The sequence below is a fragment of the Streptomyces sp. NPDC058221 genome, assembly GCF_042882365.1.
GTDB lineage: Bacteria > Actinomycetota > Actinomycetes > Streptomycetales > Streptomycetaceae > Streptomyces.
This window is the reverse complement of sequence record NZ_JBHVWF010000029.1, coordinates 41499-58013: the sequence shown is the minus strand read 5'-3', so window position 1 is coordinate 58013 and position 16515 is coordinate 41499. Positions and strand designations below refer to the sequence as shown.

Annotated in this window: 11 protein-coding genes; 8 read left to right on the top strand and 3 right to left on the bottom strand. The window is 71.2% G+C overall.

What is annotated here, in order from left to right:
* Positions 1-7: 7 nt before the first annotated feature.
* Positions 8-343 carry a WhiB family transcriptional regulator gene (locus ACFVW8_RS12735; RefSeq protein WP_389689027.1) on the bottom strand — a complete coding sequence of 112 codons (336 nt, stop codon included), beginning with the start codon at positions 341-343 and terminating at the stop codon, positions 8-10.
* A gap of 412 nt (positions 344-755) precedes the next feature.
* On the opposite strand from ACFVW8_RS12735, the gene ACFVW8_RS12730 reads away from it, so the two are divergent.
* The 4 genes from ACFVW8_RS12730 (at position 756) to ACFVW8_RS12715 (ending at position 5146) form a co-directional block, all read left to right on the top strand.
* Positions 756-1367, top strand: a complete 612-nt coding sequence (locus tag ACFVW8_RS12730; protein WP_003948568.1) for a response regulator transcription factor — start codon at positions 756-758, stop codon at positions 1365-1367.
* Positions 1368-1709: 342 nt separating this feature from the next.
* A complete protein-coding gene (locus tag ACFVW8_RS12725; RefSeq protein WP_266365316.1) occupies positions 1710-2285 on the top strand; it encodes a sigma-70 family RNA polymerase sigma factor in 576 nt (191 codons plus the stop codon).
* A gap of 128 nt (positions 2286-2413) precedes the next feature.
* Complete coding sequence (gene guaB, locus ACFVW8_RS12720; RefSeq protein WP_389689025.1) at positions 2414-3916, top strand: IMP dehydrogenase; 1503 nt, start codon at positions 2414-2416, stop codon at positions 3914-3916.
* 105 nt (positions 3917-4021) lie between these two features.
* Positions 4022-5146 (top strand): GuaB3 family IMP dehydrogenase-related protein, encoded by a 1125-nt coding sequence (locus ACFVW8_RS12715; protein WP_097870356.1) that lies wholly within the window; start codon positions 4022-4024, stop codon positions 5144-5146.
* Positions 5147-5224: 78 nt separating this feature from the next.
* On the opposite strand, the gene ACFVW8_RS12710 is transcribed toward ACFVW8_RS12715, so the two are convergent.
* Both ACFVW8_RS12710 and ACFVW8_RS12705 read right to left on the bottom strand, forming a co-directional pair.
* A complete protein-coding gene (locus ACFVW8_RS12710) occupies positions 5225-5830 on the bottom strand; it encodes a hypothetical protein (protein ID WP_389689023.1) in 606 nt (201 codons plus the stop codon).
* 106 nt (positions 5831-5936) lie between these two features.
* Complete coding sequence (locus ACFVW8_RS12705; protein WP_389689021.1) at positions 5937-7199, bottom strand: nucleotide sugar dehydrogenase; 1263 nt, start codon at positions 7197-7199, stop codon at positions 5937-5939.
* A gap of 249 nt (positions 7200-7448) precedes the next feature.
* Between ACFVW8_RS12705 and ACFVW8_RS12700 the strand changes: the two genes are divergently transcribed.
* The 4 genes from ACFVW8_RS12700 (at position 7449) to ACFVW8_RS12685 (ending at position 16382) form a co-directional block, all read left to right on the top strand.
* Positions 7449-9155, top strand: coding sequence for a glycerol-3-phosphate dehydrogenase/oxidase (locus tag ACFVW8_RS12700; protein WP_389689019.1), 1707 nt, complete (start codon positions 7449-7451; stop codon positions 9153-9155).
* A 417-nt stretch (positions 9156-9572) separates the two neighbouring features.
* Positions 9573-11534 carry a serine/threonine-protein kinase gene (locus ACFVW8_RS12695; RefSeq protein ID WP_389689017.1) on the top strand — a complete coding sequence of 654 codons (1962 nt, stop codon included), beginning with the start codon at positions 9573-9575 and terminating at the stop codon, positions 11532-11534.
* 179 nt (positions 11535-11713) lie between these two features.
* Positions 11714-14587: a protein kinase gene (locus tag ACFVW8_RS12690; protein ID WP_389689016.1), complete on the top strand. Its 2874-nt coding sequence runs from the start codon at positions 11714-11716 to the stop codon at positions 14585-14587.
* A 130-nt stretch (positions 14588-14717) separates the two neighbouring features.
* Complete coding sequence (locus tag ACFVW8_RS12685; RefSeq protein WP_389689014.1) at positions 14718-16382, top strand: serine/threonine-protein kinase; 1665 nt, start codon at positions 14718-14720, stop codon at positions 16380-16382.
* The last annotated feature ends 133 nt before the right edge of the window (positions 16383-16515 follow it).

Here is a 16515-nt window from a genome sequence, read left to right as displayed (position 1 = left end):
CGTGGGGTCAGCCGTGCCCCGGGGGTGATGAGGGGCCTGAAGGGGCCGTCGCCGCGATCAGCCGGTTGCGGGCCCGCCCCATGAGTTCCTCGCGCTCGTCCTCGGTCAGTCCGCCCCACACTCCGTAGGGCTCTCGTACGGCCAGTGCGTGTGCGGCGCACTCGGCGCGTACCGGACACCGCATGCAGACCTCTTTCGCGGAGTTCTCGCGGGCGCTCCGGGCGGCACCGCGCTCCCCCTCGGGGTGGAAGAACAGCGAGCTGTCGACCCCACGGCAGGCCGCCAGCAGCTGCCAGTCCCACAGATCGGCGTTGGGTCCGGGAAGGCGGGAAAAATCTGCCATTGCTTGTCCCCTCGAAACCGTGCTGAGTCGGAAACGGCGTTGTCGTCCGTCGTCGGCCGTGTTCATGACCGTACATCTACGGTGTTAGTAGATGTAAATATGACTGATTGCGAATCTAGTCACAGACACCAGCAAAAGGGAAGAAAACCCGCTAAATGGGGCATAAGTTCCTGGGAAGGTTCAGTTGACGACTGGACGACCCGTGGCGCTCTCCTCCGTGCACGGTCCCTCACGTAGAGTGCCGAACTCGTCTGTCCGACCCGTAACTCTTTCGAGTGACCATCGTTGAGAGTGCGGAGGCGGTTGACAGAGAAAGCGATCGGGCAGATGTCCGAGAGCGTCAACCGCACAGGTGACGACTTGTAACAGCCTGGAGGCTCAAGGTGACGCGCATCAGCTTCGGAGGGCGGTCATGACATCCGTCCTCGTCTGCGACGACTCCCCGCTTGCCCGAGAGGCGCTCCGTCGCGCGGTCGCGACCGTGCCCGGCGTCGAGCGTGTGACGACGGCGGCCAACGGCGAGGAAGTCCTCCGCCGCTGGGGTGCCGACCGTTCGGATCTGATTCTGATGGACGTGCGCATGCCCGGCCTGGGGGGTGTGGAGACGGTCCGTCGGCTGCTCTCCGCCGACCCCGGGGCGAGGATCATCATGCTGACCGTCGCCGAGGACCTGGACGGTGTCGCGCTCGCGGTCGCCGCCGGGGCCCGCGGCTATCTGCACAAGGACGCCTCCCGGGCCGAGCTCAGGGCGACCGTCACCCAGGCGCTGGCCGATCCGACGTGGCGGCTGGCCCCACGCCGGCTGCGGTCGGCCGAGATGGGTGCGGCCCCCACGCTCACGGCGCGTGAGATCCAGGTGCTCGAAGGGATGAGCCACGGCCGCTCCAACGCGGAGATCGGCCGTGAGCTGTTCCTCTCCGAGGACACGGTGAAGACACACGCCAGGCGTCTGTTCAAGAAGCTCGGAGCCTCGGACCGGGCGCACGCCGTCGCGCTCGGCTTCCGTTGGGGCCTGGTCCGCTAGTCCGTTCACGGCCGCGGTGGATCCATCCCCCGCCCGCACACCGGCGGGCGGGGCGGTCCGGGCCAGGGGCGCGTGGCAGGGCCGGTTCCGAGGCCCCGCCCACCGTGCGGCGTCCGGTGCGCACGCTCGTGGCGCCGTCGGATCCCCGGTGGTCCCTTCCCGGTATGTGACGCTTCCCGGCGGATGACGCATCCTTGAGATGTGGAGTTCCTCGGGAACGATTCGGTCGAGCGGAAGGGGAGGGCGCAGGACATGACTTCCGGCGCACCCGCTCATAACGCTTCGGTGCACAACTACGGACGCGGTGCCGCGGATGATGCGGCACCGAGGCACCATGGTCCGATGCGCGACGACGGAACGACGGTGATCGGTGCTCTGGTGCACCGCGCCGTCGAGGGCGACGCGCAGGCCACTCACGATCTGCTGGCTCATGTCCACCCCCTCGCCCTGCGCTACTGCAGGTCCCGGCTGAACCGGCTGCCCGGTGATGCCCGCCACTTCGTGGAGGACCTGGCGCAGGAGGTCTGTGTCGCGGTGCTGATGGCGCTGCCGCGGTACAAGGACACCGGCAGACCCTTCGAAGCCTTCGTCTTCGCCATCGCCGGCCACAAGGTGGCCGACCTCCAGCGGGCCGCGATGCGGCACCCGGGATCGACCGCCGTGCCCTCCGACGAGATGCCGGAGCGGCCGGACGATTCACTCGGGCCCGAGGAGCGTGCGCTGCTCAGCAGCGATGCCGCCTGGGCCAAGAAGCTGCTCGCCAACCTTCCGGACAACCAGCGTGAGCTGCTGGTCCTGCGCGTCGCGGTCGGTCTGACCGCGGAGGAGACCGGGCAGATGCTGGGGATGTCGCCGGGCGCCGTCCGGGTCGCCCAGCACCGTGCGCTGAGCAGGCTGCGGGCACTCGCGGAGCAGTGAGCCGTGATCCGTCGCGGCTCCGTACGAAGCTACAGAACCTCCAGGTGATCTTGCTCGTGGAATGAGACACCCGTGGAGGCCGTTAGCATGGACATCCGCACCGATCAAGGCCATTTGGGGAAGGTGTCATGACTGCAAACGTCGACGGAGTGCCCGAGAAATTCGCGACGCTCGGGCTGACATACGACGACGTGCTGCTGCTGCCGGGCGCATCTGACGTGCTGCCCAACGCGGTCGACACCTCGTCGCTCATCTCGCGGAACGTACGGGTGAACATCCCGCTGCTCTCCGCCGCGATGGACAAGGTGACCGAGGCCCGTATGGCCATCGCCATGGCCCGTCAGGGCGGCGTCGGAGTACTGCACCGCAATCTCTCGGTCGAGGACCAGGTCAACCAGGTCGACCTGGTGAAGCGGTCCGAGTCCGGCATGGTCACCGACCCGATCACGGTCAGCCCCGACGCCACGCTCGGCGAGGCGGACGCGCTCTGCGCCAAGTTCCGCATCAGCGGCGTCCCGGTCACCGACCCGGCGGGCAAGCTGCTCGGCATCGTCACCAACCGCGACATGGCCTTCGAGTCGGACCGTACGCGCCAGGTGCGCGAGGTCATGACGCCGATGCCGCTGGTCACGGGCAAGGTCGGCATCTCCGGCGTGGACGCCATGCAGCTGCTGCGCCGCCACAAGATCGAGAAGCTTCCGCTGGTCGACGAGGCGGGCATCCTCAAGGGCCTCATCACGGTCAAGGACTTCAAGAAGGCCGAGCAGTACCCGAACGCGGCCAAGGACGCCGAGGGCCGTCTGCTCGTCGGCGCTGCCGTCGGCGCCAGCCCGGAGGCGCTGGACCGCGCCCAGGCGCTGGCCGGGGCCGGTGTGGACTTCCTGATCGTCGACACCTCACACGGCCACAACAGCAACGCCCTCAACTGGATGGCGAAGATCAAGTCGTCCGTGAACGTGGACGTCATCGGCGGCAACGTCGCGACCCGCGACGGCGCCCAGGCCCTGGTCGACGCCGGCGTGGACGGCGTCAAGGTGGGCGTGGGGCCCGGTTCGATCTGCACCACCCGTGTGGTCGCCGGTATCGGCGTCCCGCAGGTCACCGCGATCTACGAGGCCGCGCTCGCGGCCCGTGCGGCGGGCGTCCCGGTCATCGGCGACGGCGGCCTGCAGTACTCCGGCGACATCGGCAAGGCCCTGGTGGCCGGCGCCGACGCGGTGATGCTCGGCTCGCTGCTCGCGGGCTGCGAGGAGTCCCCGGGCGAGCTGCTCTTCATCAACGGCAAGCAGTTCAAGTCGTACCGCGGCATGGGTTCGCTGGGTGCGATGCAGTCCCGCGGGCAGGGCCGCTCGTACTCGAAGGACCGCTACTTCCAGGCCGAGGTGTCCTCCGACGACAAGCTCGTCCCCGAGGGCATCGAGGGCCAGGTGCCCTATCGCGGCCCGCTGGGCAACGTGCTGCACCAGCTCGTCGGCGGTCTCCGCCAGACGATGGGGTACGTGGGTGCGGCCTCGGTCGACGAGATGGAGAGCAAGGGCCGCTTCGTGCGGATCACCTCGGCGGGTCTCAAGGAGAGCCACCCGCACGACATCCAGATGACGGTCGAAGCGCCGAACTACAGCAGGAAGTAACACGACAGCGCAGGTGAGGGGCGGTACCGGGAACTCCGGTCCGCCCCTCAGCCGTGTGTCGGGGATACTGGTCAGCGCAGACGTAGAGGGAAAGGCCACACCATCGTGACTGAGATCGAGATCGGGCGCGGCAAGCGCGGCCGCCGGGCATACGCATTCGACGACATCGCCGTCGTCCCGAGCCGCCGGACCCGTGACCCGAAGGAGGTCTCGATCGCCTGGCAGATCGATGCCTACCGCTTCGAGCTGCCGTTCCTGGCCGCTCCCATGGACTCCGTCGTCTCCCCGCAGCACGCCATCCGCATCGGTGAGCTCGGCGGCCTCGGCGTGCTCAACCTGGAAGGCCTGTGGACCCGGCACGCCGACCCGCAGCCGCTGCTCGACGAGATCGCCGGAATGCCGGTCGAGTCCGCCACCCGCCGGCTCCAGGAGATCTACTCCGCCCCCATCCAGGAGGAGCTGATCGGGCAGCGCATCAAGGAGGTGCGCGACTCCGGGGTCGTCACCGCCGCCGCGCTCTCCCCGCAGCGCACCGCCCAGTTCTCCAAGGCCGTCGTCGACGCGGGTGTGGACATCTTCGTCATCCGCGGTACGACCGTCTCCGCCGAGCACGTCTCGGGTGCGGCCGAGCCGCTCAACCTGAAGCAGTTCATCTACGAGCTGGACGTCCCGGTGATCGTCGGCGGCTGCGCCACGTACACCGCGGCCCTGCACCTGATGCGTACGGGCGCGGCCGGTGTCCTCGTCGGCTTCGGCGGCGGCGCCGCGCACACCACGCGCAACGTCTTCGGCATCCAGGTCCCGATGGCCACCGCGGTCGCCGATGTGGCCGGTGCCCGCCGCGACTACATGGACGAGTCCGGCGGCCGGTACGTGCACGTGATCGCGGACGGCGGCGTCGGCTGGTCCGGCGACCTGCCGAAGGCCATCGCCTGCGGTGCGGACGCCGTGATGATGGGCTCCCCGCTCGCCCGCGCTACGGACGCGCCGGGCCGCGGCCGGCACTGGGGCATGGAGGCCGTCCACGAGGACGTGCCGCGCGGCAAGTTGGTCGACCTCGGCTCGGTCGGGACGACGGAGGAGGTCCTCACCGGTCCTTCGCACACCCCCGACGGCTCGATGAACATCTTCGGCGCGCTGCGCCGGGCGATGGCGACGACGGGCTACAGCGACCTCAAGGAGTTCCAGCGCGTCGAGGTGACGGTCGCGGACTCGCAGCACCGGCGCTGAGTGGTCCCTGCATGACGGGAGGGCCCGGACCGCGTGTGCGGTCCGGGCCCTCCCGTGTGTGCGGGATGCGGTCCGCGACTAGTCGGCCGTCTTCTTGGCCGTGGAGAACGCCACCACGGCGGCGACCACGAAGAAGAGGATGCTGATGAAGTCGGAGTCTTCCTTCCACACCGTGTTCAGATCGCTGAAGTGCTCCGTGAAGATCTGCGTGACGGAGTACGGGGACCCGGGCAGCTTGCTGATCATGATCGCCTCACCGAGCAGCTGCCCGGCGTAGACGCCGATCAGGGCGAACAGGCCGCCGAGCACCGGCAGGGCGGGATTGCGGCCGCCGACCTTGCCCGCGGCGAAGCCGACGATGGCGCCGACGCCCACGGCCGCGTAGCCGATCTCGTGCTTGGTGGCGCCGATGATGGCGCCGTAGATCCCCGCGGCGACGATGGCCGCCACGAACGCGGCGAGCAGGCCGAGCCCGACGTTGTCACGCGCCGGTGCCACCGGGGCGAAGGGCGTGCCGCCGCCGAACTGCGGGCCGGGCTGACCGTACGGGCCCGGCTGCTGCTCACCGAACGGGTTGCCGGTCGGGGTGCCCGGCTGGGGCTGACCGTACGGGTTGCCGCCCTGCTGGGGCGGGCCGCCGTACGGCTGCTGCGGCTGGTTCGGCGGTGGTACGGGCTGGCTCATGACGCGATCCCCCTGGGACGGTTGCGCACGACTGTGCGAGAAGTGACGCCGCAGGCTAGCAGTCGCGTCGGACATCGGCCCACGTAAATCCTTGGGGGAACTGCGCTCAGAGCCGGTGCGCGGCTCCGGCGGGGGTCGCGCCGCGGGTGTCGAGAAGGAGTTGCGCCTTCACGGCGAGGCCCTGGAGGTCGTAGGTGCGGTGGTGCTGGAGCAGCACCGTGAGATCGGCGCTGGAGGCCGCTTCGTAGAGCGAATCGGCGCGGGGCACCGGGAGTTCACGTACGCGCCAGTCCAGGACGTGCGGGTCGTGGTAGCCGATCTGGGCCCCCATGTCCATCAGCCGGGTGGCGATCTCGCGGGCGGGGGAGGCCTCCTGGTCGGCGAGGTCCGGCTTGTAGGTGACGCCGAGGAGGAGGATCCGGGCACCCCGTACGGACTTCCCGTGCTCGTTGAGGAGGGTGGCGCAGCGCTGGATCACGTACTGCGGCATCCGGTCGTTGATCTCCTGGGCGAGCGAGACCATGCGCAGCGGGTGTCCGGGGGTGCGGCTGTTGTACGGGAGGTAGCCCGGGTCGACCGGGGCTCCGTGGCCGCCGACACCGGGGCCGGGGCGGAAGGGCTGGAAGCCGAAGGGCTTGGTCTCGGCGCACCGGATGACGTCCCACAGGTCGACGCCGAGGTCGTGGCAGAGCACGGCCATCTCGTTGACCAGGGCGATGTTGACGTGCCGGAAGTTGGTCTCCAGGACCTTCGTCATCTCGGCCTCGCGCGGGCCGCGGGCGCGTACAACCTTGTCGGTGAGCCGGCCGTAGAAGGCCGCGGCCGATTCGGTGCAGGCGGGGGTGAGGCCGCCGATGACCTTGGGGGTGTTGGCGTAGACGTGGGTGCGGTTGCCCGGGTCGAGCCGGGTGGGGGAGTGGGCGAGGTGGAAGTCGCGTCCGCCGCGCAGCCCGGAGCCCTCTTCGAGGAGGGGGAGCAGGAAGTTCTCGGTGGTGCCGGGGGGCACGGCCGATTCCAGCAGCACCGTGGTGTGCGGGCGCAGCCGGGCGGCGAGGGCGCGGGCCGCGTCGCCGACGGCGGCGAGGTCCAGGGTGCGGTCGGGGCCGAGCGGCGTGGGCGCGCAGATCACGGCCGTACGCACCCGGCCGAGCTCGGCCTCGTTGGTGGTGGGGCGGAATCCCCCGGAGAGCATGCGCCGGATGTCGGACGCGGTGAGCGATCCCTCGACGGGGGTGCGGCCCGCGGACAGCTCCGCGAAGGCCCGGGGGTCGGTGTCGTAGCCGACGGTCTGGATACCGGCTGCGACGGCGGCCTGGGCGAGGGGCAGGCCGAGGTGACCGAGTCCGATGACGGCGAGGTCTGCAGGCACGTGGGTGGCCGTCCTTCCCTAAGACCATGGGACAGAAAGTGCAACTGCTGGGGACAGCGCAATGTCAGACTAGGCGTAAATATGACCTATATGTCGCATTGTGTGGCCTTGATCGTCCGGGTGTTGTCCACAGGCGGTGGCTGAAGTCGCGGAGCGCGGACAGAATCGAGAGGTGGGCACGGGCACCCGACCCCACGGTCGGACCGCATCCCCGTGCTCAGGACCACCCCGATCTACCGGGAGGCAGCAGTGAGGACAGCGACACTGGGACCCGCAGAGCGCGGCGAGGCGCTCGCAGCGATGGCCGAGCGAGAACTGGACGTGCTGGTCGTGGGGGCGGGCGTGGTCGGCGCCGGGACGGCACTCGACGCGGCCACGAGAGGGCTCTCGACCGGCCTGGTCGAGGCGCGCGACTGGGCGTCCGGCACGTCGAGCAGGTCGAGCAAGCTGATCCACGGCGGGCTGCGCTATCTGGAGATGCTCGACTTCGCGCTCGTCCGGGAGGCGCTGAAGGAGCGCGGACTGCTGCTGGAGCGGCTGGCGCCGCACCTGGTGAAGCCGGTGCCGTTCCTGTATCCGTTGCAGCACAAGGGCTGGGAGCGGCTGTACGCCGGCTCGGGCGTGGCGCTGTACGACGCGATGTCGGTGTCGTCCGGGCACGGCCGGGGGCTGCCCGTACACCGGCACCTCTCCCGCCGCCACGCCCTGCAGGTCGCGCCCGCGCTGAAGCGGGATGCCCTGGTGGGGGCCCTGCAGTACTACGACGCCCAGATGGACGATGCCCGCTATGTGGCGACGCTGGTGCGCACCGCCGCCGGGTACGGCGCCCATGTGGCGAACCGGGCCCGGGTGACCGCTTTCCTCCGGGAGGGCGAGCGGGTCGTCGGCGTCCGGGTGGAGGACGTCGAGGCGGGTGGCGAGTACGAGGTCAGGGCCAAACAGGTGGTCAACGCCACGGGCGTCTGGACGGATGACACCCAGGCGCTGATCGGCGAGCGCGGCCAGTTCCACGTCCGGGCGTCCAAGGGCATCCACCTGGTCGTCCCGAAGGACCGCATCCACTCCTCCAGCGGCCTGATCCTGCGCACCGAGAAGTCCGTGCTCTTCGTCATTCCGTGGGGCCGGCACTGGATCGTCGGCACCACGGACACCGACTGGGATCTGGACAAGGCCCATCCGGCGGCGTCCAGCGCGGATATCGACTATCTGCTGGAACACGTCAATTCGGTGTTGGCCACCCCGCTGACCAGGGACGACGTCCAGGGGGTCTATGCGGGGCTGCGGCCGTTGCTGGCCGGTGAGTCGGACGCCACCAGCAAGCTCTCGCGCGAGCACACGGTGGCGCACCCGCTGCCGGGCCTCGTGGTCGTCGCGGGCGGGAAGTACACCACGTACCGGGTGATGGCCAAGGACGCCGTCGACGAGGCGGTGCACGGCCTCGACCAGCGGGTGGCCGAATGCGTCACCGAGGACATCCCGCTGCTGGGCGCCGAGGGCTACCACGCCCTGTGGAACGCCCGGGCCAGGATCGCCGCCCGCACCGGACTGCACGTCGCCCGGGTGGAGCATCTGCTGAACCGGTTCGGAGCCATGACCGAGGAGATCCTGGACCTGATCGTCGCCGACCCGGCGCTGGGCGAACCGCTGCCGGCCGCCGACGACTACCTCAAGGCCGAGATCGTCTACGCGGCCTCGCACGAAGGGGCCCGGCACCTCGACGACGTGCTGACCCGGCGGACCCGGATCTCCATCGAGACCTTCGACCGGGGCACACGGTCCGCCCGGCTCTGTGCGGAACTGATGGCTCCGGTGCTCGGCTGGGACAAGGGCCAGATCGACCGGGAGGTCGCGCACTACGAGAAGCGGGTGGAGGCGGAACGGGAGTCGCAGCGCCAGCCCGACGACCTGACGGCGGACGCGGCGCGGCTCGGTGCGCAGGACATCGTGCCCCTCTAGGGCTGTCGTCGAATTGCCGGGCCGGTCCCGGGCCGTTCCGAGCCGTGTCTCTACGGGACGGCTCGGAACGGGGCGGAACTCCACTGCCAGGAGTGCGGGTTCGGGAGCCCTGCCGTCGTCCGGGGGAGGAAGCGCGTTCCAGGATTGTCGCAGTGGGCGCATCGCCCTGGACGACGAGCCGTGGAAGGTAGGAGGCTGCGGGCGTGAGGTGTGGTTCGCTGGGCAGGCTCGCCGTTCCGGGGCCGGGCACGGCAATCACCAGCAGGGTGGCGAGCGGCGCCCTGAGCGCCGGCACGGCAGGGAGTCACTTCCTCCGGCCGCATCATGTGTGTGGACCCGGGCCCCGGCACCAGGACCGGTCCCGGGGTGAGGGACAATGAACGCTCTGCCAGGGCGGGTTGATCGCAGAGGGGACGCATGTCGGAGGCGGAGCAGGCACGGGAGCCCCAACGGGACAAGGACGGACGTCTCCTTGCGGGGCGGTACCGGCTCGGGGAGGTGCTCGGCCGGGGCGGTATGGGCACGGTCCACCGCGCCGTCGACGAGACGCTGGGGCGCACGGTCGCGGTCAAGGAACTGCGGTTCCCGACAGCCATCGACGACGACGAGAAGCGCCGTCTCATCACGCGCACGCTGCGCGAGGCGAAGGCGATCGCCCGGATCCGCAACAACGGCGCGGTCACGGTCTACGACGTGGTCGACGAGGACGACCGCCCGTGGATCGTCATGGAGCTCATCGAGGGCAGGTCGCTGGCCGAGGCGGTGCGCGAGGACGGTGTCCTGACGCCGAGACGGGCGGCCGAGGTCGGCCTCGCCATACTCGACGTGCTGCGCTCGGCGCACCGCGAGGGCATCCTGCACCGTGACGTGAAGCCGTCCAACGTGCTGATCTCCGAGGACGGCCGGGTCGTGCTGACCGACTTCGGGATCGCCCAGGTCGAGGGCGACCCCTCCGTCACCTCTACAGGCATGCTCGTCGGCGCCCCCTCGTACATCTCGCCGGAGCGGGCCCGCGGGCACAAGCCGGGACCGCCTGCCGACCTGTGGTCGCTCGGCGGACTGCTGTACGCGAGCGTTGAGGGCTGCCCGCCCTACGACAAGGGCTCCGCCATCGCGACCCTGACGGCGGTGATGACCGAGCCGCTCGACCCGCCGAAGAACGCCGGCCCGCTGGAGGAGGTCATCTACGGCCTGCTCGCCCGGGATCCCGAGCAGCGGCTCGACGACGCCGGTGCGCGCGCCCTGCTCAACGATGTGATCAACGCCCCCGAGCAGCCTGAGACCCCGGTTCCGCCGCCGGCCGATGCCACCCAGGTGATGGCGCTGCCCAAGGTGCCCGCCCCCGCCAGGCCCGCGTCGAAGCCGGGCGAGACGGGCGAGGGCGCCCGCGACCGGCTGCGCGGGGCACTGCGCTCCGTGCGGAACGCGAAGGCGCCCGTCGCCGCGGCGGGCGCCGAGTCCGCCACCCCGGCCGCCGCACCGTCCGCGCCGGCCCGGCCCGCCGCGGCTCCCGCGACGGCCACCGCCTCGGCCTCCGGAGCGGTGCCGCCGCCGCGTCCGGCCACCTCGCCGACCACCCCGCCCCGGGCCTCCCTCACGGATGTGGTGCCGCGCCGCACCCTGGCGATCATCGCGGCCGTCATCGTGCTCGCCGTGCTCGGCACGGTCCTCGCGCTCACCCTGGGCGGCGACGACAAGGGCACCGACAACGCGGGCAACGGCAAGGACGGCGCAGCCGCATCGGCCGGCGCCTCGGCGGCCGGCGGCTCCGCCGCGACCGCCGGTACGGAACAGGGCGGCAGCGGCAAGGGCCAGGGTCAGGGCGAGAACGGCGACGGCCAGGACAAGGGCAAGGCCGACGACTCCGGCAAGGGGTCGGGCAAGGGCGACGACGATGACGCGCCGGATGCCGAGGACGCACTGCCCGCCGGGTACAAGTGGGTCACCGACAAGCGGTTCCACTTCACCATGGCGATGCCGAAGGGCTTCGAGCGCAATTCGATCGCGGGCAGCAACTCCGGCGGCATCTACAACGTCGACAAGGGCTTCCCGCGCGTCCAGATCGACTACAACAGCTCGCCGGGCGATGACGCGGCCTCCGCCTGGAACGCGCTGAAGGGCGCGGTTGCGGGCAGCAGCAGCGGGTACCAGCACCTGGGTATAAAGAAGGTCCAGTACAACGGGTACCCGACCGTCGCCGACTGGCAGTTCGAGCGCAACGAGCACGGCCAGCGCAGCCGCATCCTGAACCGCGGTTTCAAGGTCGACGCCAAGCGCGGCTACTCGATCATGATCAGCTGCAAGGCCGACGCATGGGACGGCAAGGCGTGCGAGACGCTGCGGAAGACGGCGTTCGGCACGTTCAAGCCGCTCGACTGACACGACTGCCCGGCCGGGTTGCGCCGACCCTGCCGCGCGGCCGCCGGTTGCCACGTATTGTGAGAGCTCGAAGACCGTACGCAGCCGAAACCGTAAGTCAATTGCACAGTAAGTGACCGCAATTGGTGGGTTTCGTGCGGTCTACGTGACCGGGGGACAGCGCGCTCTGGGGAGGCGTCGTGGACGACTATGCGGGTCGGGTGCTTGCCGACCGCTACCGCCTTCCGCTGCCCCCGTCCGATGCGTACGAACTGGTCGAGACCCGGGCGTTTGACACCTACAGCGGACAGGAAGTCCTGGTCCGCCAGGTGCCGTTGCCCGAGGTCGTGGACGCGGAGGTGCTCGACGCCGACGGTCTGCCCACACCGGCCCGGCGGACCAGCGGGCGCACGGTGCGGCGGTCCACCGATCCGGCGGTCCGGCGCGCCATAGAGGCCGCCCAGGCGGCGGCCCAGGTACCCGACCACCCGCGGCTCGACCAGGTCTTCGACGTGTTCGCCGAGGCGGGTTCGCTCTGGATAGTGAGTGAACTGGTCGCGGCCCGCCCGCTTGCCGCGCTGCTCGCGGAGCGCCCGCTCAATCCGTACCGGGCCGCGGAGATCGGCTCCGACGTTCTGACGGCGCTGCGCGTGCTGCACGCCCACGGCTGGACCCATCGCAACATCACCGTGCGCACGGTGCTCATCTGCGACGACGGACGCGTCGTGCTGACCGGACTGGCGGCCGGGGCGGCGGAGGAGGCCCTCTGCGGCTACGTGCCCGTACCGCGCCCCGACGACGACGCCGCCGAGGAGGACGGGCAGTACGGCCGCCCCGCGGTGGAGTCGGGCCCCACCGGCCCGTACGTGCCGCCGATGGCGGAGGCGGGGTCCGAGGATCCGTACGCGCCGATGGTGGAGTCCGGTTCCGGCGACCCCTACGCGCCACCGGTGGTCGAGGCGGGTTCCGACGATCCGTACGCGCTGCCGATGGCCGGTTCCGGCGATCCGTATGAGCCGCCCGCCGCGCACGCGCCCTTCCGGCCGCCCGCGCCCCCGCCGCCCGCCGAGGTGCCCGGTTCCCGCGGAGCCGCCGCCATCGAGTCGGCGTCCGATGGCGGATCCGGCGGCCCGCACGGCCCCGGTGAGCTGGAGTCCGTACGCCGTCCGGCGCCGGCCGGCCGGCCGGTCCCCGCACCTGAGCCCGGCAGCGCCGCTCAGGCGCGCGCCGCGCGTGCCGGTGCCATCGCCGCGTACCGCGCGGGCGCCCGCGCCGCCGCCCGCATCAGCGAGGAGGAGCGCCAAGCCGGTACGGACGAGGCGCGCGACACCGGCACCCTGCCGGTCCAGCGTGAAGGTGCGGGCCCCGCCGTCCCCCAGCCGCCGGCCGGCTGGAGCCGCCCGCCCGAGTCCCAGGACCTCTACGACTACGACTACGACTACGACGACGACGATGAGGACGACGACGAGGACGAGGGCCCGTACGACGACGAGGACGACGAGAGCGACGGCGGTCAGGCACCGCCCCGGCGGCTGCATCTGACCGGTTCCTGGGACGACGGCCCCGGCTACGGCCGCCCGGTGCCCGCAGGCGGTTCCAGTGAGGACGCGCTGCGCGCCGATTCCCGCCGCCGGGGCGGCACTCCGGCCGTCCGTCCGCAGCAGCCCGTGGAGCCCCGGGAGACCGCCCCCGGCCGCTGGGACGAGATCGTCGCCGGGAACCGCGACACCTCGCCCTACCGGGGCCCCGCCACCACCCTGGCGGCCGAGCGCGCCCGGCAGGCCCGGATCGCCGTCGTCGGCGCGGTCACCGAGCGCTGGGCGCCCGAGCAGGCCGGACCGGTCCACGAGAACTGGCAGCTGGCGCCGCCCATCGGCCCCTCCACCGACCTCTGGGCACTGGGTGCGCTGCTCTACCGCGCCGTCCAGGGCCACGCCCCGTATCCGGAGGAGAACGCCGCCGAGCTCGTCCAGATGGTCTGCGGCGAGCCGCCGGCCTTCGCCGAGGAGTGCGGCGCGCTGCGGCCCGTGGTCGAGTCGCTGCTGCGGCAGGACCCCACCGAGCGGCCGGACTTCGAGGAGCTGCGCGGCTGGCTGCGCTCCCTCGTACGCGCGGCGCCCGAGCCCGAGGCCGGTCTCGACGTCGTGCCGCTGCCGTCCGTGGACGACACCCGGCTGCCCGTCGTGCGCCGCCGCGGTGAGCTCGTCCGCAAGCGCCGCGGCCGCCGCAACGGTCCGGCGCACGGCCGGCACCGCCAGGGCAAGGGACGGCTGGAGGCGGAGCCCGCCGAGCTCCGCGCACCCAGAGCCGCCAAACCGCCGCGCGAGCCCAAGGGCCCCAAGGCGCTGCGCACCCCGCCCCGTCCGCAGCCGGACGGGCAGCGCGCGCCACGACGGCTCGGCCGGCTGCTGCTCGTCCTGATCCTGCTGGTCCTGGTCGCGGCGATCGTGTACGCCGTGATGTTCATGCCCAAGTCCGGTTCGCAGTCCGGAGCGGGCGCCGACCCCTCCCGTACGGCGTCCGGGGCGCCGGATCCCGGCTCCGGCAGCTCGGACGAGCCGTCGCCCACCGGGTCGGCCGGTGCGCAGAAGCCGCAGACCAGCCGGTCCGCCGTCGCGCTCGCACCCGGCTACGTCCTGCGCAAGGACGCCGAGGGATTCGAGGTCGCGGTGCCCAAGGGCTGGCAGCGCAGCCCCGCCGGCGCGGACCGGCAGATCCGCTACGGCAGCGACGGCTACACCGTGCTGATCGTGCCCGGACGCGACACCGTCAAGGCGAACGGCGCCGACCCGCTCGACTACCAGCGGGACAAGGAGCCGGAGTTGAAGCCGTTCCGGGATTCCAGCTGGTCGTCGGCGAGCGGGCTGCGCCGGATCGACGTCGGCCGACAGGCCATGGCGGAAGGTCAGTTCACCTGGCAGGACGGATCCGGGCGCGAGGTGTACGTGCGCAACCTCGCGATGGTCGTCGGTGGCCGCTACCACATCGTCCAGGTCATCGGCCCGGAGAGCGGGCGTGACAAGGTGTCGGACATCTACCAACAAGCCATCGCTTCCTACCGTGTGACACCCTGATACGCAGCAGGTCCACGGAGCAACGGGCCGACGGGACAAGCATCACAGTGCGATCTCGTGCGCGGTGCGAGGTTCCATGGCCGCATGTCCCATCCGTAACCTGTCATCCGAAGGAACGGGGCAGGGACACGTGGATCGATCACAGAGCACGGACGCAGGACTGGTGCTGGCCGGGCGATACCGACTGGGCGAAGTCCTCGGGCGCGGCGGCATGGGCAAGGTCTGGCGGGCGCACGACGAGGTGCTGCACCGCACCGTCGCCGTCAAGGAGCTGACTGCCGGGCTGTACGTGGCCGAGGCGGACCGGGTGGTGCTGCACGCCCGCACCCAGAAGGAGGCCCGCGCCGCAGCCCGCATCACCCACCCCGGCGTGGTCACCGTCCACGACGTCATCGAGTACGACAACCGGCCGTGGATCGTCATGCAGTACGTCGACGGGCCGTCACTCGCCGACGCCGCGAAGGAATCCGGCGAGGTGGAGCCCCGCGAGGCCGCCAGGATCGGCCTCCATGTGCTGGGCGCGCTGCGCGCCGCGCACAGTGCCGGAGTGCTGCACCGCGATGTGAAGCCGGGCAACGTGCTGCTCGCCCGGGACGGCCAGGTGCTGCTCACCGACTTCGGGATAGCCGCGATAGAGGGCGACTCGACCATCACCAGGACCGGTGAACTGGTCGGCTCCATCGACTATCTGGCACCCGAGCGGGTGCGCGGCGGCGATCCGGGCCCCGCATCCGACCTGTGGTCGCTGGGCGCCACGCTGTACACCGCGGTCGAGGGCACTTCGCCGTTCCGCCGCACCTCCCCGATATCCACCATGCAGGCCGTCGTCGCCGAGGAACCCCAGCCGCCCGTCCGGGCCGGTGCGCTCGGCCCCGTCATCACCGCGCTGCTCCGCAAGGAACCCGCGGAGCGGCCGTCGGCCGCGGAGACGGAACGGATGCTGCTGGAGGCCATGGAGGGGCGCCAGCCCCGGGCGGCCCAGGAATTCGTCCCGACGCAGCGGGTGCCGGACGAGCTGTTGAACGGGCTCGGCGCCGAGGGAGCGACCGGCGGCACGGCCCAACTGCCCTATCCCGGGCCGGGCCCCGCCCAGGCCCCCGGGACCGCGCCGGTGACGACCCGGCGCCGCCGCAGCCGGTGGCGCACGGCGATCCTGGTCATCGCCCTGGCCGCGCTGATCGGCGGCGGTGCGGGGATCGTCGCGATGAAGTACCGCGGCCACTCGGAGAGCGGCAGCGTGAGCGGCGGCACCGGCGCAGGGGACACGGCTTCGCCGGAGGCGGGGAAGCAGAAGCCGTCGAAGAAACCCTCGCCGAAGCCCGATCCGACGAAGAAGGACGTACCGGACGGCTGGCACCGCGCGCAGGACCCCGCGGGGTTCACCGTCGTCGTACCGGACGGCTGGGTGCGCAAGCCGGCCGAGACGTACACCGACTACACCCCGGACAACGGTGTGCACTACCTGCGCATCAGCGTCGACGAGGCACCCGACTTCGAGAACCCGCTGCTGCACATGAAGAACCTGGAAGCGGGTCTGCAGAAGCGGCTGCCGGACTACCGGAACCTGGGCATGCAGGCCAACGCCTACCGTGACCACGACGGCTCGCTCTGGGAGTTCACCTGGACCGAGAAGCCCGGCGAGCCGCGGCACGCCATCGACCAGATGTACTACGCGGACGACGGCGGCCCGGAATACGCGCTGTACATGACGGGTCCGGCAGCGGACTGGGACACCACCCGGGACCAGTTCAACACCATGCTGCGAGGCTGGCGCGCCCCGGGAGACAGCGGCTGACGCCCGAAGATAGCCGCTGATCAGCACTTATGTAGCCAGTAGACACTGGCTCGATCAGTGGGTCCCTGAGCAGGCCTGTTGTGGGGACTGTGAAAAGCTGTTACCCACGGGTACCCAAAGCATCCGGCTGGAC